The organism is Pseudomaricurvus sp. ABR4_320 (assembly GCF_056159445.1).
Window position 1 is genome coordinate 327,535 of record NZ_JBSWVF010000003.1, and the last position, 22,152, is coordinate 349,686.

At 51.3% G+C, this 22,152-nt stretch carries 21 protein-coding genes; 12 read left to right on the forward strand and 9 right to left on the reverse strand.

What is annotated here, in order from left to right; all coding sequences use genetic code 11:
* Positions 1 to 2 precede the first annotated feature (2 nt).
* Together ACXAFR_RS07635 and ACXAFR_RS07640 are read right to left on the reverse strand one after the other, a co-directional pair.
* Positions 3 to 2,351, reverse strand: a complete 2,349-nt coding sequence (locus ACXAFR_RS07635; RefSeq protein WP_475174863.1) for a xanthine dehydrogenase family protein molybdopterin-binding subunit — start codon at positions 2,349 to 2,351, stop codon at positions 3 to 5.
* 1 nt (position 2,352) lies between these two features.
* Positions 2,353 to 2,877, reverse strand: coding sequence for a (2Fe-2S)-binding protein (locus tag ACXAFR_RS07640; RefSeq protein WP_475174869.1), 525 nt, complete (start codon positions 2,875 to 2,877; stop codon positions 2,353 to 2,355).
* A gap of 554 nt (positions 2,878 to 3,431) precedes the next feature.
* Between ACXAFR_RS07640 and ACXAFR_RS07645 the strand changes: the two genes are divergently transcribed.
* A complete protein-coding gene (locus ACXAFR_RS07645) occupies positions 3,432 to 4,643 on the forward strand; it encodes a multidrug effflux MFS transporter (RefSeq protein ID WP_475174872.1) in 1,212 nt (403 codons plus the stop codon).
* On the opposite strand, the gene ACXAFR_RS07650 is transcribed toward ACXAFR_RS07645, so the two are convergent.
* From ACXAFR_RS07650 to ACXAFR_RS07660, 3 genes are all read right to left on the reverse strand, one after another.
* The gene (locus ACXAFR_RS07650) at positions 4,644 to 6,293 is read right to left on the reverse strand and encodes an FAD-binding protein (RefSeq protein ID WP_475174875.1); all 1,650 of its coding nucleotides are present in this window, start codon (positions 6,291 to 6,293) and stop codon (positions 4,644 to 4,646) included.
* Between the two features lie 425 nt (positions 6,294 to 6,718).
* Entirely contained in the window at positions 6,719 to 7,378 is a 660-nt protein-coding gene (locus ACXAFR_RS07655; RefSeq protein ID WP_475174877.1) for a flavodoxin, read from the reverse strand.
* A gap of 179 nt (positions 7,379 to 7,557) precedes the next feature.
* Positions 7,558 to 8,544 (reverse strand): aldo/keto reductase, encoded by a 987-nt coding sequence (locus tag ACXAFR_RS07660; RefSeq protein ID WP_475174881.1) that lies wholly within the window; start codon positions 8,542 to 8,544, stop codon positions 7,558 to 7,560.
* A gap of 213 nt (positions 8,545 to 8,757) precedes the next feature.
* Between ACXAFR_RS07660 and ACXAFR_RS07665 the strand changes: the two genes are divergently transcribed.
* From ACXAFR_RS07665 to ACXAFR_RS07715, 11 genes are all read left to right on the forward strand, one after another.
* The gene (locus ACXAFR_RS07665) at positions 8,758 to 9,657 is read left to right on the forward strand and encodes a LysR family transcriptional regulator (RefSeq protein ID WP_475174884.1); all 900 of its coding nucleotides are present in this window, start codon (positions 8,758 to 8,760) and stop codon (positions 9,655 to 9,657) included.
* 50 nt (positions 9,658 to 9,707) lie between these two features.
* Positions 9,708 to 10,139, forward strand: a complete 432-nt coding sequence (locus ACXAFR_RS07670) for a GNAT family N-acetyltransferase (RefSeq protein ID WP_475174887.1) — start codon at positions 9,708 to 9,710, stop codon at positions 10,137 to 10,139.
* A 67-nt stretch (positions 10,140 to 10,206) separates the two neighbouring features.
* On the forward strand, positions 10,207 to 10,593 hold the full coding sequence (locus tag ACXAFR_RS07675; protein WP_475174890.1) for a tautomerase family protein: 387 nt from the start codon (positions 10,207 to 10,209) through the stop codon (positions 10,591 to 10,593).
* Between the two features lie 9 nt (positions 10,594 to 10,602).
* Positions 10,603 to 10,878: a cupin domain-containing protein gene (locus tag ACXAFR_RS07680; RefSeq protein ID WP_475174895.1), complete on the forward strand. Its 276-nt coding sequence runs from the start codon at positions 10,603 to 10,605 to the stop codon at positions 10,876 to 10,878.
* Between the two features lie 175 nt (positions 10,879 to 11,053).
* Complete coding sequence (locus ACXAFR_RS07685; RefSeq protein ID WP_475174898.1) at positions 11,054 to 12,517, forward strand: alpha-amylase C-terminal beta-sheet domain-containing protein; 1,464 nt, start codon at positions 11,054 to 11,056, stop codon at positions 12,515 to 12,517.
* 98 nt (positions 12,518 to 12,615) lie between these two features.
* Positions 12,616 to 13,110: a GNAT family N-acetyltransferase gene (locus ACXAFR_RS07690; protein ID WP_475174902.1), complete on the forward strand. Its 495-nt coding sequence runs from the start codon at positions 12,616 to 12,618 to the stop codon at positions 13,108 to 13,110.
* Positions 13,111 to 13,381: 271 nt separating this feature from the next.
* Positions 13,382 to 15,127, forward strand: coding sequence for an alpha/beta fold hydrolase (locus tag ACXAFR_RS07695; protein ID WP_475175839.1), 1,746 nt, complete (start codon positions 13,382 to 13,384; stop codon positions 15,125 to 15,127).
* A 126-nt stretch (positions 15,128 to 15,253) separates the two neighbouring features.
* The gene (locus ACXAFR_RS07700; protein ID WP_475174905.1) at positions 15,254 to 15,802 is read left to right on the forward strand and encodes a pyridoxamine 5'-phosphate oxidase family protein; all 549 of its coding nucleotides are present in this window, start codon (positions 15,254 to 15,256) and stop codon (positions 15,800 to 15,802) included.
* Positions 15,803 to 15,845: 43 nt separating this feature from the next.
* Complete coding sequence (locus ACXAFR_RS07705; protein WP_475174910.1) at positions 15,846 to 16,079, forward strand: hypothetical protein; 234 nt, start codon at positions 15,846 to 15,848, stop codon at positions 16,077 to 16,079.
* 27 nt (positions 16,080 to 16,106) lie between these two features.
* Positions 16,107 to 16,364: a hypothetical protein gene (locus ACXAFR_RS07710; RefSeq protein WP_475174914.1), complete on the forward strand. Its 258-nt coding sequence runs from the start codon at positions 16,107 to 16,109 to the stop codon at positions 16,362 to 16,364.
* Positions 16,365 to 16,539: 175 nt separating this feature from the next.
* The gene (locus ACXAFR_RS07715) at positions 16,540 to 16,929 is read left to right on the forward strand and encodes a GFA family protein (RefSeq protein ID WP_475174920.1); all 390 of its coding nucleotides are present in this window, start codon (positions 16,540 to 16,542) and stop codon (positions 16,927 to 16,929) included.
* 24 nt (positions 16,930 to 16,953) lie between these two features.
* On the opposite strand, the gene ACXAFR_RS07720 is transcribed toward ACXAFR_RS07715, so the two are convergent.
* Genes ACXAFR_RS07720 through ACXAFR_RS07735 form a run of 4 tightly spaced genes read right to left on the reverse strand, consistent with a single transcriptional unit; the run spans position 16,954 to position 22,034 of the window.
* Positions 16,954 to 18,060: an ABC transporter permease gene (locus ACXAFR_RS07720; RefSeq protein WP_475174923.1), complete on the reverse strand. Its 1,107-nt coding sequence runs from the start codon at positions 18,058 to 18,060 to the stop codon at positions 16,954 to 16,956.
* A gap of 17 nt (positions 18,061 to 18,077) precedes the next feature.
* Positions 18,078 to 19,223, reverse strand: coding sequence for an ABC transporter permease (locus ACXAFR_RS07725; RefSeq protein ID WP_475174926.1), 1,146 nt, complete (start codon positions 19,221 to 19,223; stop codon positions 18,078 to 18,080).
* Entirely contained in the window at positions 19,220 to 21,022 is a 1,803-nt protein-coding gene (locus ACXAFR_RS07730) for an ATP-binding cassette domain-containing protein (RefSeq protein ID WP_475174929.1), read from the reverse strand. The genes ACXAFR_RS07725 and ACXAFR_RS07730 overlap by 4 nt, the downstream gene beginning before the upstream one ends.
* Complete coding sequence (locus ACXAFR_RS07735; protein WP_475174933.1) at positions 21,006 to 22,034, reverse strand: HlyD family secretion protein; 1,029 nt, start codon at positions 22,032 to 22,034, stop codon at positions 21,006 to 21,008. The genes ACXAFR_RS07730 and ACXAFR_RS07735 overlap by 17 nt, the downstream gene beginning before the upstream one ends.
* Between the last annotated feature and the right edge of the window lie 118 nt (positions 22,035 to 22,152).

Sequence of the window (22,152 nt, forward strand, 5' to 3'; positions counted from 1 at the left end):
TCTTACACCGTAAGGGCTGCTTTCACATAGTCAGGCTTGATAGGCAGTCGACGGATCGGTTTACCCGTCGCGTCGAATACCGCCGATGCTATTGCCGATGGTGCAATGGCATTGGCACCTTCAGATCCCTGACCGTAAACATCGGTTTCAGGATCTGGCGCCAACACCACTTTGACGTTGGGCATATCTTCCATTTTCAAAATGGGATAGGAAATCCAATCCGCAATCGTCACTGCACCTTCGTCAAAAGTCACTTCTTCGAACAGCGCCTGACTAACCCCCATCAGAGATCCCGCCTGCACCTGACGCTCGTGCTGCTTGGGATTGACCACCACCCCGGTATCAACAACCGTGATCAGCTCATCAACCGTGACTTCACCGGATTCAGGAACGACAGTCACTTGGCAGGCACAGGCCCAGTAACCATTGCCACGGTACATGATTGAAACGCCCTGTCCCTTCAGCGGTTGACTGCCTGTTGCGCTGGCATCAGGTCGTGGCGAGGGACGGCTTTCCCAGTTGGATTCACGCCGCAGGATTTCCAAAATTCTGATTAAGCGGCGATCACTGGCGTTATCAATACGAAACTGCAGCGCATCAACACCCGCAAGTGATGCGGCCTCGCTGATGGCCACCTCGCGGGGGAAGTTCTGCTGAAACTGTACCGGCGTTCGCATACTGTGATCTCTAAGCCCTGTATCTAACGGAGATTCCTGTTGACCAACCTGCCAGGTACTGTGCGCTGTTTCTAAAACATTGGGCACCTGCCCGTACATCCAACCATCAGCGATACGGCCACCCATGCCCTGTACGGGAGAGTCGTTGTCCGGTACGGGACCTTTGATTGTCGGCAATCCGGCCAACATTGCGCCAAGCAATCGGTCGTCCTGCATTGGGGGGCCGAAATGGTCGGCTTGATAGGCACTGATTTTCCCCTGATCATCGAGCGCAATGCGGATATCCGCATAGCCCGCTGAAGATTGGGTCGACCACTGCAAATCATCCGGCCGCATCCACTGTAAGCGCACGGGGCGGCCCACTGCTCGAGACAGGAGAACCGCCTGGCATTCCGATCCTGCGGTACCACCGTTGGACCGCCCATAATGACCGGGTCCTGGATAAGTGCGAACCACAACCTTGTCTGTTGGAACGCCTAACATCAACGCCAGCTGATGTCGGAGAAACTGAGGGTTCTGGGAATGGGTGTGAATGGTGACCGCACCGTCAGACTGAACATCCGCCAACGTCAAACTCGGGCCGATCGGCACGTGTTTTTGATAAGGCAGCTCACAACTTACTGACAGCACACGTTCAGAAGCATCGATACTCGCAGAAACCTCACCGTGATTGCTTTGACCCGCGTTGGCAGGCACCACATCCCAATTGGCCTTTGTGCGTAAATATTCAAACAGCTGATCACTACCGGGCAACCCTTTCCAATCGCTCCATTGGGTCGTGGTCGCCAATACTCGCGACGCCTGAATCGCCTCCCATTCGGAGTCAGCCACAACCGCCAGTAGATTACCAACCCGAACAACCTGAGCCGTTGGATACTGTTCGGCATCGATACTGCCGACGGCTTTTAATGTCGACCCCAAGGTCGGCGGCAGTACGACTCTGGCGTGTAGCATATTCGGCAATTTGACATTGCCCACCCAGGTGGCGCGAGCGGCGACTTTTTCGGTAATTATCGGGTTCGGTAACGACTGACCGACAACCTGGTACTCTTTGACAGACTTCAAAGGTGGCTCGCCGTCAACCACTAAACCTCGGAAACTGGTCAATTCACCACTGACGGGAATGGTTAAATCCAGTGTCTTCCCTGCGATTAATTCACCGTAACTCTGCGATCGATCGCCTGCTGTCACAATGCCGTTTTTGACACTCAATTGCTCACGGGGAAGCGACCAGGACTCAGCTGCCATCGCCAGAATCGCTTCCCGCGTGTAAGCTGCGACTTTGCGCAAATTGAGAACATTGGTTCGCAACAAGCCAAAAGTACCGCCACCGTCCGGTGTGCGATCCGTATCGCCAGCGACCACCTGTGTGATCGCCGAAAATGAGACGCCCAACTCATCGGCAACAATTTGTGGATAGGCGGTAAACACAGACCCCTGCCCAAAATCACATTTGCCCGTGCGAATAACCACAGAATTATCAGCGTGAATTTCGATCCAGGCGGTAGCAGCGGAGGCATCCAATTGCTTCGCCGTAGAACTTCCAGCCGCTAGAGCCTGAGCCCCTGGCAGCGCGGCGAGACTGACAAACAGCGCGCCACTGCCAACCAAAAACCCGCGTCGACTCAAACGCGCACCGTGAATAGACAGCGCTTTAGTGTGTTGATCTGCCATCTTACCCCTCCTTAGACGTCATCAATTTTGACGCTTGACGTACGCCATCGAGGATTGCCGCGTAACTGCCACACCGACACAAATGCGCCGAGGGTCCAGACGTCGTTAGGGCCGCTTTAATTTCATCGTCGGTCGGGGTTGGATTGACCTCCAACAACTCAACCGTTTTGATCATCATGCCACTCTGACAGATGCCACACTGAGGCACCTGCTCATCAATCCATGCCTGCTGTACCGGATGCAGGCTCTCACCTTCTGCAGATTCGGGTTGAGCCGCCTCTTTCTGCCAGCGTGCTGGCAGCCCTTCTAGTGTTGTGACCTCTCGATCTGCACAGACCGCCACTGGTGTAATACACGACCGAATTTCTTCGCCATCCAGCAACACCGAGCAAGCGCCACACTGGGCCATACCACACCCAAATTGTGGGCTCATAACATCAAGTTCGTTACGCAATACATAGAGCAACGGCGTATCCGCCGGCGCGTCTATGTCGCGCACTTGACCATTTACATTAACTTTAACCATTGGTGGCTCCTTGCTGACAGAGGCATTGAGACGAGGAACAGAAGGGGCGCTGATCAAAAGAATGGGTGACGATACAAGTATTCATCGTCAGCGCTGTCACCAGAGTAGCAGCGCCAGAATGAGGTCGTAACCGTTGTTTTACGAATAGACCTATGAATGACGCTAATGATTAAACGAAGATTAATTTATAAAACGGCATCATCGAAATTCATTCTTAATAAGATCGATGAACGCGCGCAGTTTCGGCTGCATCTGTCGACGGCTCGAACTTGAAATTCTGCACCACTCGCAGCCCTGATTATGGGGCCAGAAGGTACATTTATTACTGGCAGTGATTTCCTGATGGATGGCGGGGTTACCGCTTCTTACTGGTACGGCGAACTCTCAAACCAATGATGCCGGCACCGCATTAATGGCGCTCATATGTACAATCAAATCATCGCTATTTTTATGAATCAAACTGCCCTTACTCTGTAAAGCAACATTGAAAGAGCGTCAGATAATGTCGCTTCCAACAAAAGCCGATGCCACAGGGCTATGACCAACGCGTAATCATGAACACCGAACTGACCTATACACAAAAAAATCTCGGCACATCGAACTGGAGCTTCATTGCCATTCTCGCAGCCCTGATGGCATTTACGTCACTATCGATTGATGTCTATCTGCCAGCCATGCCGAAAATGGAAGCGGACCTCAAAGGTAGCATTGAGCTGACCATCACCAGTTTTCTGGTGGGGTTTATGCTCGCGCAATTGGTATGGGGACCGATCAGTGATCGCATTGGTCGCAAACGCCCGCTTCAAATTGGGCTGATCCTATTTATCATCGGCTCCATCGGCTGCGCCCTGTCACAAACATTGAGCCATATGATTTTCTGGCGCGTGATTCAGGCGTTTGGCGCTTGCACCGGACCGATGATTGCCCGCGCAATGGTCAGAGACAGATTCGAGCGGACAGAAGCCGCCCATATGATGTCAACGCTGATTATGGTGATGGCGGCGGCGCCGATTATTGGACCTCTGCTCGGCGGCCAACTGCTGCTGTTCAGCAGTTGGCACAGCATTTTCTGGATGCTCGCTGTCATTGGCGTTTTTATGCTGTATAGCCTTCGCTTTTTACCGGAGACTCTACCCCAGGTGCTGCGAGTGACCTCGCCCCTGTCTGGCGCGTTCAAACATTACGCCGCACTGCTGACGAACCGCCAATTTATGGCGTTTACTCTGTGTGTCACCAGCTATTATGTTGGCGCTTACGGATTTATTGTCGGCTCGCCCAAGGTGTATATCGAGCATTTCTCCGTCGCACCACAACACTATGGCTGGCTGTTCGCCGTGAACATTGTGGGTGTCATGGGCGTCAGTTATCTAAACCGCCTTTTGGTGAAGCGCGTGTCACTGGAAACACTGTTGGTGGTCACAACAGGCATCGCCTTTCTCGCAGCTGTGTTTTTGCTTATGTTCGCACAAAGCGCTGATGTGACTCTCTTGACAGTTGCGCTGTTGGTTTTTGTTTTCTTCTCAACCAACGGCGTGATTGCCGCCTGCGCCACAACCGCGGCCTTGGATCTTGTACCAAAGATCGCCGGTTCGGCAGCGGCGCTGATCGGCGCTCTGCAATACGGCAGCGGCATACTTTCCTCGTTTCTACTGGCCATAACCGATAATGGCGATCCACGCGCGATGGCGTGGATCATGTTTGCCGCAGCGATCGCCAGTCTACTGATGGCGATCGTGGGCAGTCTCGGAAAAAAGACACCAGCGTAATCAATCCTCGGCCCCACCTCCCAGGTGGCGCCCAGCGAGATACCCGAACGTCATGCCCGGCCCCAAAGTACCACCGGCACCGCCGTAGGCTTCACTTAAGACTGCCGCCATCACATTGCCCGCTGCGTAAAGTCCCGGTATCGGATCCCCCGCCCAATTCAACACCTGAGCATTGCCATCGGTCTTCGGCCCGCCAGCGGTTCCCAACGCACCAGATTCCATTTTCACCGCATAGTAGGGTCCCTGATCAATCACACCCAGGGTGCGATAAGGCGCTTCGAATTCGGTATCACCCCACATATAGAAATTGTCGTAGGTGTTTTCGCCCCGATGAAAATCTTCATCACACCCGTTGCGAACCATCCCGTTAAAATGTTCAACGGTTGCAACCAAGCCCGCCGCATCGATTCCCGCCTTTTCTGCGAGTGCATCCAGAGTATCGGCCTGGATCATAAAGGATGGTATGTCGCCACCAGGCATCGAATTAAAGGTCGGGTATTTGTCTTTATAACGCTGATCGATGATCAGCCAATAGGGCAGATTTGCGTATGTATGAGTGCCGGCATCAAAGGCGTGGAGCGCCTTGCCCATCGCGTTGTAATTCGCAGCTTCGTTCACAAACCGTTTGCCTTCGCGATTGACCAGAATGGCTCCGGGACGGGCGCGTTCGTCCGACCCTAACAGATAATTTGGTTTGGCATCACGATGTTGAGGTTTGAATTCCAAGACACTCTGCTGCCAGAAAGCGTGCTGCATATTGCCCAACTGAGCACCCGCGTCTATGGCCATTAACAGACCATCGCCTTCATTTTCAGGCACGCTGACGGGACCGGTAAGCGGACCGCGCAGAAATGTTTTCACCAGTTTCTCATTCCATTCGAACCCGCCGGTGGCGATAACCACGCCCCGTTGAGCCCGAACACAGAAATCACGACCATCCGCATCTTCAGCAATAACGCCGATCACTCTGTCGCCATCTTTGACCAACTTGCGAGCGCGCTTTTCAAATTCGACGGGGATATCACGATCTAAAACCGCTTTGAATAATGCACCAATCAGCGCTTGACCCAACCCCCGATAATCCAGCTCCTCACGTTTTGCCAGAGTCTCGTCATCGAGTGATCCGTTGATCGCTTCCATCAAACTGCCGCGAACGGGATAGGCCATTTTCGTTGGATTTACCCGTCCGGCCCACTTGCCCAACTCAGCAAAAGAAAAGGCCTCATTATCAAGGGAGCGCCCACCGTCCGCCTTGGCGCCGGGGACATAGGGCTGATAATCGGGGAAATCGGCAAAGACATGAAAGCGAACTGGCGTTTTGTCGGCAAGATAACGAATCATCTCCGGGCCACCTTCCATAAACGCGCCAAGGGTTTCCGGGTCTAACGCTTCCGGCGCCAAAGCATCCAGATAAGAGACGATCTCCTCATCCGAATCTTCAATACCCGCCTCGACCTGATAGTGATTGTTTGGAACCCAGAGCATACCGCCAGACATGGCCGTGGTTCCTCCGACCATGCCGGATTTTTCCAATATCACGACGTCTTTGGCTCCAAAATCACGAGCCGCAATGGCGGCAGTTAACGCCGCCCCGCCTGAGCCGAGAACAACGACGTCTACATCCAGATCCCACTTTGGAATATCACTCATAGTTCATCACCTTATCGATTATTGTTTTTGAACATCTGACTATTGGCGCAATAAGACCACAACTCAGGCCTCTATTACGGAAAGAAACCGACGAGCCTCTGGTATATGACGGGAAGCGTGCCACCTATTGCTAGAGGCGATCTTTATTTAGAACATTTGTACAATATAAAATTTGCAGCTGCAACTCATACAAATGGATAGACTGACTTCTACTCAGGCTCCGAAAGAAAAATCGAAGAGCTCACCGATTGGAACCAATAAAGAGGGTGTCGCGATCTGTGTGCAGTAAGAATGCGGCATTAAGCCTGTATGGATGATTGGCGTGCGTGTGTTACACCGCGCTTTCAATGCAATTTACTCTAAAGAAAGGAATAAGAAAAAGGACCAGCTGATCTGTAACCTTCTTTTTAACTATTTGAGTTGCTTTAACCGACGACTTTTGACACTTTTAGATATCCCAAACGATCTAGCCAGGCGGAAACAACTTTCTTAGTCTCCGTCAAACGGCGTCCTTTTATCGCGAAAAATATTCCTTCACGCTCATAACCTCCTTCCAGTACTAGGCTTTGGTGTACTTCACATTGTCGACAAAGTTTGGAGATTACTCGCAAACTATCACCTGTACCAAACCCAGCATTGGTATTAAATGGGATCAAAGACTTGCCTTGCAGATCCACCTCAGTCAAAAAAGTCTTCACAGGAGGCGGTAACGTCATATTCCAGGTTGGGTAGCCCAGAAAAATTCGATCGTATAGAGAGAACACGCTTAGATCATTGGCCAAACGCGGCAGATAATCCTCTTTATTTTCTCTACTGACTTGATCGACGTGACCCTGATAATTTTCTGGATAGGGTTCTTCTAATCGCAACTCTATGAGATCACCACCAACTTGCTGTTTTATTATTCGAGCGACTGTTTTCGTATTACCTGTTCTGGTGACGTACACGATAGCAGTCTTGTCCGCATCCTTCCGATCCGATTTATCCCAGGAACAGATGACTGTCGCTCGGGCTTGACTGCTTACGATAAAAAAACTCACCGCAAGCGAAAAGAAAGTCGCGATTGAAAACAAATGAAAATGCAAAACCTTTAACCTCTAGCCACTTTAAACTCATCACTTAACGATGATCATGACTTCAATTTACAGAGCGGCGATTAATTTAGCGAAATCAGTTTTGAGAAAATCGTCCGGTCCTGATCAACTCTGTACACGCTTTCGTGCCGATTACTCGGCCAATCTACCTTAACTTAGCCCCTATTGACCTACCGATTAACCATACTTTGCGCCGCCTGAGAATAGCGCTCTCCCTGTACTGGCACTTGCGCCAGGATCACATCAATCTGCTGTAATTCCGTGTCGGTCAGCACGACCTCTGCAGCACCTAGGTTTTCTTTCAGACGGTGGATTTTGGTGGTGCCGGGAATTGGTACTATCCAAGGGGCCTGAACTTGAACCCATGCCAACGCCAATTGCGCGGGAGTAACACCTTTCGTTCCCGCGATATCCTTTAGCAGCCCCACCAAGGCTTGATTAGCTGCCCTAGAATCACTGCTGAAGCGAGGTACTGTATTGCGAAAATCGCTGCTGTCGAACTCGGTATCCTGATTTATCGCACCCGTCAGAAATCCTTTGCCCAAAGGGCTAAAAGGTACAAAACCGATACCCAGCTCCTCTAACAGCGGAAAGACCTCTGCTTCCGGCTCCCGCCACCAAAGTGAATACTCACTTTGAAGAGCTGTCACAGGCTGCACGCCGTGGGCACGGCGCATAGTCTCGGGACCCGCTTCCGACAAGCCAAAATGCTTGACCTTGCCTTCTTCGATCAAGCGTTTGACCTCTCCTGCGACCTCTTCCACCGGCACATTGGGGTCAACCCGATGTTGATATAACAAATCGATGTAATCGGTCCGTAACCGCTGCAGGCACCCTTCTACTGCCACGCGAATGCGCGCCGGGCTGCTATCCAAGCCTTCAGCCACATTGCCATTCTTAAACCCAAACTTGGTGGCGATGACCACCTGATCGCGCACAGGTGCCAGAGCTTCACCAACCACCTCTTCGTTGACAAAGGGACCGTAGGTTTCCGCCGTGTCAAAGAAGGTCACGCCAAGATCAACTGCAGCGCGGATAAGGTTAATCGCGTCTGTTCGGCTTGTTGCCGGGCCATAGCCATAACTTAGCCCCATACAACCGTAACCCAATTCAGAGACTTCAAGCCCAGACTTACCTAGCTGACGTTTTTTCATCATTGACTCCTAAAATCTTAACCTGCGTGAAAGAGGCGCCTAACCATCAGAGGACCCCATCAATGACACCAGATTAGCAAGCCAAGGCGGTCTCTATTAACCCCTTCTAATTGAACAATGCCATGAATATATTTAATAGATCCAAAACATCCATTTATAATTAGTGGTAATAGACCGTGAATGTGACCCAACTCCAACGCCCGCCCGGAGCAAAATATGCTAAGAGAAAACCTGAGCGATCTTATGGCGCTGATGATTATCGCCAGAGAAGGCAGCTTTACCCGGGCGGCGTCGCAAATTGGCATCACACAATCAGCCCTCAGCCATTCCATTCGACGCTTGGAGGAACGACTGCAGATTCGGCTGCTGTCCCGCAGCAGTCGCAGTGTGGCCCCGACAGAAGCGGGCGAGAAGATCCTTGCGTCTCTCGCACCCCGCCTGGAGGAAATGCAGTCAGAATTGACCTCTATTCTGGGTGAGCTACAAGGGAAGCCTTCGGGGACGATCCGCATCAATGCTCCCAAACAAGGTGTGATTCATCATTTGTGGCCCAAATTAAAGACATTTCTGCGGGAATATCCCGACATTCATATAGAAATTTCTGCTGACAACCGGCTTTCCGATATTGTTGCCGAACGTTTTGATCTGGGCGTTCGCCTGGGAGAGAGTCTGGCCAAAGATATGATCGCAATGCCATTAACAGGTCGCCTGCGCATGTTGGCCGTCGCCAGTCCAGATTACCTCGCCGCTAACGGCACACCACAAACTCCGAAAGATTTGGCCAATCACCAGTGCATAAACATTCGCCTGCCAACCTATGGCGGCTTCTATGCCTGGGAATTCGAAAAGGATGGCCAGGAAATGACCGTTCGGGTTAACGGCCAATGCGCATTTGATGACAGCGAACTGTCTATTCAGGCTTGCCTGGATGGCTTTGGTATCGCTTTTACGCTGGAAGAAAACCTGAGGCCGTATCTCACCAGCGGAGCTTTGGTCGAGATTCTATCCGACTGGACGCCCCCCTTTGAAGGCATGTACCTTTACTACCCGAATCGACGCCAGCACTCCGAAGCGTTCACGCTATTGCTGCAGGCACTGCGTTACAACGGAGACTGACAAACCGACAGGAACCCTGAGAGGGTTTCCAACAGAGGCAACTTTTCCCCATGGACGGCTACACCATTAACACTGACAAAAACCGGTTGGATCTCCCGCTGATTCATACCTATCTTTCCCAATCTTATTGGGCAAAGGGAATACCCCTCGCAACAGTCGAAAAATCCATAAAAAATTCTCTTTGCTTTGGCGTATACGATGACCAGGCTCACCAAATTGGATTCGCCCGCGTCACCACAGATAAAGCCACTTTCGCCTATCTTGCGGATGTTTTTATCCTTGAAGCCCATAGTGGCCAAGGTATTGGTCAGTGGTTGATTAAGACGATTCTACAGCATCCTGACCTACAGGGACTCAGGCGTTTCGTATTGGCAACGAGAGACGCCCACAGCCTCTATCAAAAACTTGGCTTTACTCAGATCGCAACGCCAGAAAATATGATGGAAATCTGGGAGCCGGATGTCTATACAGCCAACCGTTAAATAAACTCTGCCAATGCAATGTTTAAAACCTGAGTAACGACAAGGACTCGCTATTGGAGGACAAATAATGATTGTTATCTACGGCATCAAAGAACAACTTAACCCAATTAAAGCTAAGCTATCAGACGTTATTCAATTCTGTATGACAGAAGAACTGGGCCTACCCGAAGACAAGCGCGCCCATCGGTTTATTCCCCTGGCCAAAGACGATTTCTATTACCCAGTAGGTCGTAGCGACGCTTACACCGTGATTGAGATCAACATGATGGCAGGCCGCCAACCGGATACCCAAAAAGCGCTGATTAAACGGCTCTTTAAAGAGATAGAACAACAACTGGATATTTCACCGATTGATGTTGAGATTACCATTAAAGAACAACAGCCTTACCAGTGGGGATTTCGAGGTATGACCGGTGATGAAGCGAAAGATCTAAAGTACAAGGTCAACGTCTAGCATCTGACAATGAACTCTGACTGGCGCTCTACCCTCTCTGGTGAGATTAACGGCAACCAAATCTATCAACGGCACATGGCAAACTTTGAGGCCAACTTTCACCGTCATGAAGATACAGACGAAGCGTTTATTGTTCTTTCTGGGGATATGTACATCGACTTCGAAGACCGCTCAGTCCACCTTGTTGAGGGTCACCAATATGTCGTAGCAAAAGGGATTCTGCACAGAGCACGAGTTCCAAATTACGTGCATGTCATTGTGATCAGCCAAGGATTGAATGGATAACAATCACCACTGACGAGAAGTACACCGAAAAACATCGTCAAGAATTCTCGATTGATAGACGATGGCATCCACCCTAAATTTGTGAGGGAGCACACACCGAAGAAGGTCGGCTTTCTACTAACACCATCGGATTAACCTGTTGATTTTTAGACAATTTTAATTCTTAGAAAAAAGTATGAAAACACCTTTTGAATGTATTGTCATATTCGCTGCTGTGACTTTTTTAACAGCCTGTCAGGACGATTCGAGTAAAGAACCCAACGAATTTTCAGAGCCCGCTTCAGGAAACGCCTCGACGGTCGTGCCAATATCCGTGGATGATTCTGAAGCGGAAGGTACAGAAACGCCCACCACAGCCACAGAACCTTCCTCTGAAAGCGAACCGACAAATACCCCAGAGCCAGTTGCTGTTCCCGAACCTATTCCAGAGCCAGAAACTCAAACTGAAACTGAAAAACTTGAGCAGGCGAAATCATCTAACGCCATCTTATTGCAAGGGTTTCACTGGGGTTCTAAAAATAACGACCAGGGCTGGTACAGCCAGATCGGCAGCAACAGTGTATTAATCAAGAGCCTATCCGTAAGTCACGTCTGGTTTCCGCCAGTGAGTGATTCCACATCAGACAATGGCTACTTACCCCGAGAGCTCTATAACCTATTTTCCTATTACGGCACCGAGAGCAGTTTACGAACGGCAGTTGCCACGTTACAGGCAGAAGGAATCAACGCCGTCGCAGACATTGTTATCAACCACCGCGTTGGCACTACCGATTGGGGAGATTTTACCAATCCGACCTGGGGCGCTTGGGCAACCACCAGCGACGATGAGTGGGGCCAGGGAGAAGGAAACGCAGATACCGGAGAAGGCTATGAATCCGGACGCGACCTCGACCACACCAACAGTATCGTGCAGAAGGATCTTATCGCATGGATGAGAGACTTCTTGTTTAACGATATCGGCTTTTCCGGTATTCGATACGACTACGCGAAAGGCTATGATCCCTATTATGCGGGGATGTATGCTCAAGCCGCCGACACAGACTTTTGCGTAGGCGAGCTGTGGAATGGGCTGGACTTAAACGATGTCGACGCCCACCGACAGGAACTGATGGATTACATTAATGGCACTGGCGATGTTTGCGGAGCCTTCGATTTCACCACAAAGGGATTATTAAACCATGCCCTCAGCGAAAACGACTACTCCGTTTTAAACAACAACGGAACGCCCGCGGGAGGCATTGGTTGGTGGCCACAAAAAATGGTGACCTTTGTCGACAACCACGACACTGGCCCCAGCGAAACCTGCGATTCCGGTCAGCAACATTGGCCGACACCCTGCGATAAAATCATGCAAGGCTATGCCTACATTCTTACCCACCCTGGCATACCCACATTGTATTGGCCCCACATTTTTGAATGGGGAAATTACAATGAAATAAAAAACCTTACCGATCTTCGTGTTTCCCTCGGCATTTCGTCAACATCCAGCGTTGCGATTGAAAAAGCGGAAACCGGACTCTACGCGGCGATAATCGATGAACAGGTCGCCATGAAAATCGGCGAAAATGATTGGACACCGGGCGAAGATTGGAGCTTACAAACCTCTGGGGTGAACTACGCGATCTGGACGAAGAACTGATCGACTGGCGAGAATATCGACCAGCCTATCAATAAAGTCTCTCGCCTATACCGAAAGCTGATAGCATGGATTTTTAAAGCAAGTTGACCAAGATGCGAATGATCAAATCCCAGAGACTCCTTCTACTCCCACCGGAATCATCAGACTGGGCGTTTTATCGTGGTCTTTCCCTAAACCCGGACGTTATCGCTCTTTGTTTTGATCCCCCAACTGAGTCAGCGCTTAAAGAGCGATTCGACGCTCAGCTCACCCCCTGGAAACCCGGTGATGATCAGTGGCTGACCTTTATTATTTTGGAAAGCGGCAACCCCGCCGGTGTCGTCAGCCTACGCACAGAGGCGCAAATTGCTGAAATTGGCTTTATGCTTCATCCGCCTTTTCAGGGGAGAGGGATTGCCAAAGAATCAGTGATTGCCCTTCTTGCATGGTTTGATGAGCACTACCCAGGCTTCAGATATAAAGCTGTCGTAACCGATGGTAATACCGCCTCTTCAACGCTGCTGGAACGGTGCGGCTTTGTCTTACACCAGATTGAGCCAGAAGCCTGTCAGATTGGCGGCAACCTCTACGATGACCTCATTTATTATCGATAAATATCTTTCCGCTTAACCGCGCGCACAAAACGAGGCATTTGCCCACCTGGGCAAGGGCATTCACGCATAGATAAGCGTTCGCCACTCATGATAATTATCAACGCTTGGCGCTTCATATTTGTCTAAGGTTCTTGCTCCATAAAAACCTTGTCAAAACATCCATGAGAGAGATTCCTTTAAAAGCTTATGCGGATACCCCCGCAGGGCAAATACACTACCGTGCGGTGGAAGGCCCCGGAGCCCCCATCGTGCTTCTCCATCGCACCCCCGTCTGCTCCGCGTCTGCTCCGCGTCTTTTAATGGCGTATTGAGTTACCTTTCAGGAAAACACAGAGCCATCGCGTTAGATACTCCAGGTTTCGGACAGTCTTTTCTACCTGCCGGATCCCCTTCCACCACTGACTATGCGAAGTGGTTATTGGCCGCACTCGATGCCTTGACTATCGACGAATGTCATTTGGCCGCCCACCACACAGGAACGCATTTCGCCGCAGAAATGGCCGCGTTGGCTCCAGAGCGAATTCTCAGTTTGACACTTTCCGGCGTTCTCTATGCTGACCAAGCCAAACGGCAAGAAATTCGAGATGACATTGGCAATGCGCCCTCAATTGATGTCGGCGGATCACATCTGTTAGACACCTGGGATTTAATGAAGAGGCTTTATCCGGACTACGATGCTCAGCTGGTACAGCAGGAAACCCTCGGCGCTTTAGCCTCTGCTGCAGGGCGCAATCAGGCATTTGATGCCATATTCGAGCAGGATTTTGCTTCTGTTTTCCGTGGCGTTAAATGCCCAGTAACCATCGCGCAAGCCAGTGATGACCCTCTCAGCCTGATGGGTTTTCTCGACGCCTTTAAGGGGGATTTCCCCGATATTCAAGTGTGCACCCTTGGACCTGGCTTTTTAGCCGTCCCGGAAAGACAGCCTGGTCAATTCGCCCGCGAGCTTCTCACCACCGTAGCAACAGCAACCCACTCAGCCAACACACTGGAAGATGCCTCCATGAGCAATCGCTTCTATCACTATGAACGCACGCCAAGCCAATTTTCTCTCATACTTAAAACGGGCGCTCGCCCAGAACCCGGACCGGGTGAAGTTCTGGTAAAAGTTCACGCGGTCTCACTCAATCGCCGCGACGCCTCGATCCGTGATCTGTCTTATCCCGTTTCTGCTGATGCCTTTATTCCCTTTTCAGATGCGGCAGGAGAAGTCGTCGCCGTCGGCGCAGACGTTCAAGAATGGCGAGTTGGCGACCGAGTTATGTCTGCGTTCTTTCAAAACTGGCGCGACGGTCGTCTAAACCTCAGTGGCGCCATGTCGGCACTGGGTGGCGGAGGGCCAGGTGTTCTCTCCGAGTATGCGATTCTCTCAGAACAGGGACTGGTTAAGCTGCCAGATGATTGGAGTTATGCCGAAGGCGCTTGTATGCCCTGTGCTGCGACAACTGCTTGGAATGGACTGATGACACAAGGTCAGTTACAAGCAGGTGACGATGTTCTCATTATTGGTACTGGAGGCGTCGCATTATTCGGCATACAAATCGCCGCTGCAGCCGGAGCCAACCCCATAGTGCTCTCCTCCAGTGATGTGAAAATGGAGCGCGCTAAGTCACTGGGCGCCAAAGCCACGATAAATTACAAAACGACACCTCAGAGGTCAGAGACCGTTCGCGAACTCACTCATGGCGCCGGTGTGGCCCAGGTTCTTGAACTCGGCGGCGCCGGAACACTGGAACAGTCTGTCGCCAGTCTCGGGCTCAATGGACATTTGGCAATGATCGGCGCGCTCGATGGCTTTGGCGGCCAAATTCAAGCCGTCCCATTAATCTTTTCAGCACTGAAAATCAGCGCAATTATGGTAGGATCTCAAGCAGATCACGAGGTGGTCACCACCTTTATGAGCAACCATGATCTTCGGCCGGTGATTGATACCGTCTTCCCTTTCGACGAGGTCGAATCTGCCTTTGAACGGTTAAACTCTGGGGCTTTTGGCAAGGTCGTCGTTTCATTAACCTAATCCTAGTGCCAATAGGCATTTGGGCATCTCTAAAAATCTCTGATTTTTGGAGTGCCCTGAAGCTTTTGCGCCACCAGATCAAATCTCCTATGATCCCGAGCAGGCCTTTCCCGAGGGATCATAGAGATGAATCAGAGCCAGCAACTGTTCGGAGAACCTAGCGACAGGGCCGCTAGCAAGGTACGCCCCACTATGGTGGCGTGGGTACAAGACTTTATCCGCCACTCACCGTTTCTGGTTATGTCCAGCAGCGACCACAAGGGTAACTGTGATGCATCCCCCAAGGGCGGTCTTCCAGGGTTTATAAAAGTCTTATCGGAATCACGACTGCTGATTCCCGATGTTGCAGGCAATCACCTTTTTCAATCCTACGAAAACATTGAAACCAATCCGCACGTTGGCCTGTGTTTTTTTATTCCTGGCGTTGATGCGACGGTACGGGTTAACGGACGTGTCGATGTTATAAGAAAAGGTGACCCGCAGTTTGAAACCCTGAGCCTTGACGTTTTTAGACCGGATGAGAAAGCCAGGGTACTGCAGGCGCTATTGTTGACCGTGGATGAATCTTACAGCCAATGTCCACGCGCGTTAAAGTTTTCCGACCTTTGGAATACAGACAACATTGATAAGTATAAAACAACGCCACCCATCGATAAGTGGATCCCCGGCACGTGATCCGCGAAGTAAAACAGATTGATAAAACATCAAAGAGCGAAAAATGAGCTGGATAAGCGTTGATATAGAAGCCGACGGGCCGATTCCCGGAGACTATTCCATGATTAGCCTGGGAGCTGTCGTTGTTACACCGGCATTGAATAAAACGTTTTACGGGGAGATGCGGCCAATTTCTGATCGTTACCAGGATTCAGCTCTGTCTGTCAGTGGTTTTACTCGGGAAAAGACCCTAACGTTCGAAGATCCCGCAACCGTCATGTCACGCTTTGGTGATTAGATCGCACAGGAAACCAAAGGAAGACCGATGTTCGTCTCTGACAACAATGGTTTCGATTGGCAGTTTATCAATTGGTACTTTCATCATTTTACCGGCTATAATCCCTTTGGCTTTAGCTCATCCAATCTCGGCTCCCTATACAAAGGCCTGGAAAAGAGCATGTTTACCAACTTTAAACACCTTCGTAAAACCGCACATACCCACAATGCGTTGGATGACGCCAAAGGTAACACTGAAGCACTACTTGCGATGAAAGAACAGTATGATTTAAAGATCAGTTGGTAATGCAAATAGATCACTAATTTTGTACTTGCAAACAGTTGACCTTTGATTTCGAAGCATGATCTGCAAAGTAAAAACCGGCTAAATAAGGTAGCTTATGCGTGATGAATGGCCAAATTGAGTTTGTTTTTAACGCGACCACTCAACTGAAAAATCGACAAACTGCAAGAGAAATTTTATGTATCAAGGAAGCTGTCTCTGCGGCAGGGTCACCTATCAGATCGACGGAAATATTGGCGATATTGTTCACTGCCATTGCCAAACTTGTCGCAAAGCCCACGGCGCTGCGTTTTCTAGCGTTGCGGCAGTGTCGGATAAAGACTTTCATCTTTATGGCTTCGAGAACTTGAATCGCTTTGAATCCTCACCTGGAAAGTCACGATATTTTTGCAGAGACTGTGGTACACAGGTGTATGCCAAACGAGAGAACACCAAACATATTATTCTCCGTCTCGGCTCATTGGATACACCCATTAACGCCGAAGAAACAGCGCATATCTGGCTCGCTCAAAAAGCGGATTGGTTCTCTCTAGATAGCGACTTGAAACGCTGCATGGAGTTTGAATAATTTCAGTACCGCCTTAACGACCGACTATGATAGGCGATGCCGAAACATCCATCCGGCGAGCGGCAAGGTTAACGTCATCATCCCAAGCAACGGAATAAAGTCGTGAGCGACATCGGCAAATACAGCTCCCTCCAGATACACCCGACGCACCAAATCGATACCAAAACGAAGCGGATTCGCCCAGGTAATCTGCTGCAAAAACTCAGGCATGTTATCGATTGGGGTAATTAAGCCAGACAGCAGCATTAACGGCATGATTAACAAGAAGGTGTAGAGCATCGCCTGCTGCATCGTTAGAGACAAGGCGGAAATTGCGAGCCCCAAACCGACGCCTGCCCCGGTGAACGCCAGCAATCCCAGATACATTAGCCAAAGACTGCCCTGTACCGGTATGCCAAACCAGAATACGCTGATCAATAAAATCACTGACGATTGGCAGAGCCCAATGAAAATAGAAGGCAATGCCTTGCCGGTTAAAATCTGCAAGGGCGACAGAGGCGTCACCAAGAGTTGATCAAACGTGCCCTGCTCCCGCTCTCTTGCGACTGACAATGCAGCCAGCAATAAGGTTTGAATCATACTCAAGGTGGCGACCATCGCCGTCATCATGCTCCAGCGTGATTCAACATTGGGGTTGTACCATGCTCTGTGGGTGATCTGAACAGCGGCAGTATTCAGTCCTTCCTGTTGATTAAATTGGGTGATCACACGGGATATGTGCGACAGAGCACTGCCAGCCGTGGCGGAATTTCGACCATCGAGAATAACCTGAACCGGCGCCGCATCACCCGCTGCCAACCTATCGGCAAAATCTGCCGGAATACTCAACACCAGCATAGCCCCCAATCGATCAACCGCTTGGGGTAGTTGGCGGGCATTAGAGAGTGTCGCCGTGCGCTCAAACACGCCACTGCCATCGAGGCGCTGCAACAGTTTCGCAGACAGCTCGCTGTGGCTTTGATCCAAAACGGCATAATCAATGTGGTTTAGGTCATAGGTCGCCGCGTATCCGAACAACAGGGATTGCGCCAGCACCGGCGCAATCAGAACCACCCGGCTTGAAGGGTCTTTTAACAGCGCCAGCAGCTCTTTGCGTACCAGCACCAAAATTTGTTGAAGATAGATCAGCATTTTCCCTCAACCTTCCCTCAATTCTGTTCCAGTGATTTCGGTAATAACCGCCAGGCGACGACCGTCAACACCAAGATGTACACGGCGAGTGTGCCACATACCTGCCAGAACAGTGTCCAGTCATTACCGGCCAGAAACAGGGTCTTCAAGAGACTGACAAAGTGGGTTGCCGGTAACAACTGACTGATTACCTGCACAATCCACGGGACATTGTTGAGATCGAAAACAAACCCCGACAACATGAGTGCCGGAAGAAAACTGATCAACAACGACATCTGACTGGCTAGAAACTGATTGCGAGTTTTGGCGGAAATTACCAGCCCAATCAGCAGTGATACCCATAGGTACAACAGCGATGCGATCATGATTAAACCAACAGACCCACGGATTGGCACTTCAAACAAATAACGAGCCGCCAGTAGACACATCACCACATCAAAAACACCGATCGCCGCGTAGGGAATCAGCTTTGCAAAAATGATCTCCATCGGTCGTACTGGAGTGATAAATAGCGACTCGAGCGTGCCGCGCTCCCATTCACGGGCGATCAACAGGGCCGTTAAAAAGGCACCAATCAGGGTGACCACCATCACCACCAATCCCGGCACGACAAACCAGTGACTGTTGGCGGCCTCGTTGTACCAGATACGTGACAGCACAGTAACACCCGCGTCGGTAGACTTAGTACCCTGTCGCTCTCGGTACAGCTCCCCATAGGTCGCCAGCGCGCCCGATACATAACTCTGCACGCTGTTGGCCGTGGTGGTATCTATGCCGTCGGTAAGCAATTCCACTTCCGCCTGCCCGGCTTGCAGCTGACGGGAGAAATCTGTGGGCACCACCAGTATCGCTTTTACCTCGCTCGCGCGTATCAGTCGCTCAGCCTCTTGCAGATGGTTAACACGCACAGGCTCCAGGTAACGGCTTCCCTCTAAACCAGCGAGTACATCGGCAACGATCGGTGCGTGATCTTCAACCACAACAGCAATTCGGGTATTTTTTACGTCGAAGGAAATACCATAGCCAAACAGCAGAATCAGGATGATTGGCAATAGAATACCCACGGCCAGATTGCTCTTGTCTCGCCACAGCTGTCGGGATTCTTTTTTGGTCAATGCCCATAGCCGTCGCTGAAATGCGCCCATGGATACCGATGCTCTCATGAGGCTGCTCCAGCGACACGTGACTCTGGCGAACCGTCAGCAGACTGACGTTGCGCGCGACTCTGTTCGACAATGGCAATAAATGCCGTGTTCATAGACACATCATGGGAAAGCCCGGCGAGCGAGCGCACCGCCTGCGGCGTGCCCAGCGCCAGCAGTTTACCGGCATCCTGAATAGCGATGCGATCGCAGTATTCCGCCTCTTCCATAAAATGGGTTGTAATGATGATGGTGACCCCCGCCTGCGCCAACGCGGTAATGGTTCGCCAAAATGCTCGTCGTGCCTGAGGATCAATGCCGCTGGTCGGTTCGTCGAGAAATAAGATATCCGGCTCATGAATAAGGCCGGCGGCCATGGCCAAGCGCTGCTTGTAACCCGCCGGAAGCTGCCCGCTGTTGGCGCCCGCTTGCAATTGAAATTGAGCCAGCACCGCATCAATTCGTTGGCGCAATCGCTTGCCCCTAAGCCCATAGGCTCCGCCGAAAAAGGTCAGGTTTTCCCGCACCGTCAGATTGCCGTACAGCGAGAATTTTTGCGCGACATAACCAATCCGTGATCTGGCTTCGGCACGGGCAGTACGCAGATTGACACCGGCCACCTCGAGGCTGCCACCGGACGCTGGCAAGAGACCACACAACATTCGAAAGGTGGTGGTCTTGCCAGCGCCATTGGGGCCCAGCAAACCAAAAATTTCACCACGGCGAACACTAAAACTGGTACTGGCGACCGCCGTAAAATCCCCAAAGGTTCGCACCAATTCCTGCACGCGGATCACATCGCCAGCCTGCTGACCAGATTGTGAACCCCCAATCGAGACCAAATCGTCGGCGTTGGTCACGGAGGCGAGATCTCGACTGTTGTCGCTGTCTTTCTCCCGTAACATCCGCATAAACGCATCTTCAAATTGTGCTGGCCGCGGTGTGATATCCCCGCTCTGGCAAAGCTGCTGCATCTGTTCGGGAGAGGTCTCGGGAAAGACACTAAACCGCACACCACTGCCAGCGGGAACCGCATCGATAACCTTGTCTCGTGCATCCAGCAAGCGGGCCTGAGTGACTCTGGCGGGCTCATGGGAAGACAGCGAAATCCCGTAAGTTAGCCCATCGGCATGGTGACAGATGTCTTCGGCACTGCCCTGACCAAGCGAACGCCCTTGATGCAGTATATAAATCTGCTGACAACGCTCCGCCTCATCCATATAGGACGTACTGACAATTACACTGAGCGCTTCTGTTTCTCGCAGTTGACCGATGATTTTCCAAAGCTCCCGCCGGGACAGCGGATCGACACCAACACTGGGTTCATCCAGCAGCAAGAGGTCTGGGGATCGCACCAAGGTACAGGCAAGCCCCAATTTTTGCTTCATCCCACCGGAGAGCTTACCCGCAGGTCTAGCAACAAACCTGTGCAGATCAGTTAACGACAGCAGAGAGTCGAAACGCTGCTGTCGTATGCTCGTCGCAACATTGTGCAGATCGGCGTAGAGAGTGAGATTTTCCAGCACACTGAGATCTTCGTACAGGCCAAATCGCTGGGGCATATAGCTAATGCGATCCTGCACCGACTGAGGGTCTTTGGTGACATCAATGCCCAGTACGGTCAGACTACCCTTTGTGGGCCTGAGCAGCCCCGCCAACATCCGCATCAGAGTTGTCTTGCCGGCACCATCTGGCCCGACAAGCGCGGTCAGCTCTCCGCTACGAACGGTGATCGACAAGTCGTCCACGGCGGCAAAAACCTCTCCGGAAGCATCCGGAAATGTTTTACTGAGTGCTGAAGCCTCAACGAGTCGATCCATGGGCCTCACTCACTGGCTGAGGCTGGGCGAGATCAAGAGAGACGGTTACCGGCTGCCCCAAGCGGAGATGATCGTCGGGATCGTCCACGTAAATTCGCACCTCGTACACCAAGCTCGACCGCAACTCCTCGGTTTGTATCGCCTTGGGGGTAAATTCGGCAACGGAAGAGATATATCTGACTCGGCCCGTGATCGGTGAGTCTGGATAGCTGTCACTGGTAATGCTCGCCTGCATGCCCTCTTTCACACGGCTGAGCTGGGTTTCACTGAGGTAAACCCGAACCCATTTGGGATCGATTAATGCCAGCGTGAATACCGGAGTTGCCGAGGTCGCCATGTCACCGGGTTCGAGCAAACGTGAGCGAATCTGGGCATCGGTCGGCGCCGTGAGCGTGCCTCGCTCAATCTGAATTTGCAGTAAAGCCAGATTCGCCTCTGCAATCTGAACCTCAGCTTTGGCACTGGCAATATCCTCCTCTCTCGCACCCGCCAGCAGTAGGTCCAATGCGTGTTGTGATTCTTGTTGTTCGGCGACGGCGACATCCAAAGCGCTCTTAGCCCGATCAACATCAGACTCACTGACACTGCCTTTGGACACCTTAAACACGCCTTCCGTACGCTGGTAATCTTTCTGAGCTTGCTCAGCCGAAGCTTTAGCGGCAGCCAGCTGACTGCGTGCCTGCGCGATCTCTTCGGGACGCGCACCGTTTTGCAATTTGAGCAACGCCTGCTTGGCTGCCGCCAACTGGCCGCGAACCTGATCCGCTTGCAACTCCAGCAGTCGCGTATCCAGTTGCGCCAACACCTGACCTTTGGCGACCTTGTCGCCCTCCTCGGCATTGACGCTCAACACCCGCCCACTGCCATCAAAGGCCAGAGAGACCTGCCGAATATCGACATTACCAAACAGAGTGACCGAGCTATCGTCCTGATTCTGTTGACGATGCTGATAGACAAAAAAGGCCATCAATGCGACGGCAATGAGTAGAATAACGACGACAGGCTTCTTCATGGGATCCTCAGCCAATGGTGGCATCATATTGCTATGAACACACCGCCTAGATTAAATTCCATTTAAACTAAAACTCATTTAATCTGTCTAGCAAAGAATGCCCTAAACATGATCGAGC

Excerpts from the sequence above, each read along its gene's own strand:
- ACXAFR_RS07715 (WP_475174920.1), top strand. The coding sequence starts at position 16,540 with ATGTATCAAGGAAGCTGTCTCTGCGGCAGGGTCACCTATCAGATCGAC.
- ACXAFR_RS07660 (WP_475174881.1), bottom strand. The coding sequence starts at position 8,544 with ATGATGAAAAAACGTCAGCTAGGTAAGTCTGGGCTTGAAGTCTCTGAA.
- ACXAFR_RS07635 (WP_475174863.1), bottom strand. The coding sequence starts at position 2,351 with ATGGCAGATCAACACACTAAAGCGCTGTCTATTCACGGTGCGCGTTTG.
- ACXAFR_RS07730 (WP_475174929.1), bottom strand. The coding sequence starts at position 21,022 with ATGGATCGACTCGTTGAGGCTTCAGCACTCAGTAAAACATTTCCGGAT.
- ACXAFR_RS07735 (WP_475174933.1), bottom strand. The coding sequence starts at position 22,034 with ATGAAGAAGCCTGTCGTCGTTATTCTACTCATTGCCGTCGCATTGATG.
- ACXAFR_RS07650 (WP_475174875.1), bottom strand. The coding sequence starts at position 6,293 with ATGAGTGATATTCCAAAGTGGGATCTGGATGTAGACGTCGTTGTTCTC.
- ACXAFR_RS07685 (WP_475174898.1), top strand. The coding sequence starts at position 11,054 with ATGAAAACACCTTTTGAATGTATTGTCATATTCGCTGCTGTGACTTTT.
- ACXAFR_RS07725 (WP_475174926.1), bottom strand. The coding sequence starts at position 19,223 with ATGAGAGCATCGGTATCCATGGGCGCATTTCAGCGACGGCTATGGGCA.
- ACXAFR_RS07680 (WP_475174895.1), top strand. The coding sequence starts at position 10,603 with ATGAACTCTGACTGGCGCTCTACCCTCTCTGGTGAGATTAACGGCAAC.
- ACXAFR_RS07675 (WP_475174890.1), top strand. The coding sequence starts at position 10,207 with ATGATTGTTATCTACGGCATCAAAGAACAACTTAACCCAATTAAAGCT.
- ACXAFR_RS07705 (WP_475174910.1), top strand. The coding sequence starts at position 15,846 with ATGAGCTGGATAAGCGTTGATATAGAAGCCGACGGGCCGATTCCCGGA.
- ACXAFR_RS07710 (WP_475174914.1), top strand. The coding sequence starts at position 16,107 with ATGTTCGTCTCTGACAACAATGGTTTCGATTGGCAGTTTATCAATTGG.
- ACXAFR_RS07720 (WP_475174923.1), bottom strand. The coding sequence starts at position 18,060 with ATGCTGATCTATCTTCAACAAATTTTGGTGCTGGTACGCAAAGAGCTG.
- ACXAFR_RS07690 (WP_475174902.1), top strand. The coding sequence starts at position 12,616 with ATGATCAAATCCCAGAGACTCCTTCTACTCCCACCGGAATCATCAGAC.
- ACXAFR_RS07640 (WP_475174869.1), bottom strand. The coding sequence starts at position 2,877 with ATGGTTAAAGTTAATGTAAATGGTCAAGTGCGCGACATAGACGCGCCG.
- ACXAFR_RS07665 (WP_475174884.1), top strand. The coding sequence starts at position 8,758 with ATGCTAAGAGAAAACCTGAGCGATCTTATGGCGCTGATGATTATCGCC.
- ACXAFR_RS07670 (WP_475174887.1), top strand. The coding sequence starts at position 9,708 with ATGGACGGCTACACCATTAACACTGACAAAAACCGGTTGGATCTCCCG.
- ACXAFR_RS07645 (WP_475174872.1), top strand. The coding sequence starts at position 3,432 with ATGAACACCGAACTGACCTATACACAAAAAAATCTCGGCACATCGAAC.
- ACXAFR_RS07700 (WP_475174905.1), top strand. The coding sequence starts at position 15,254 with ATGAATCAGAGCCAGCAACTGTTCGGAGAACCTAGCGACAGGGCCGCT.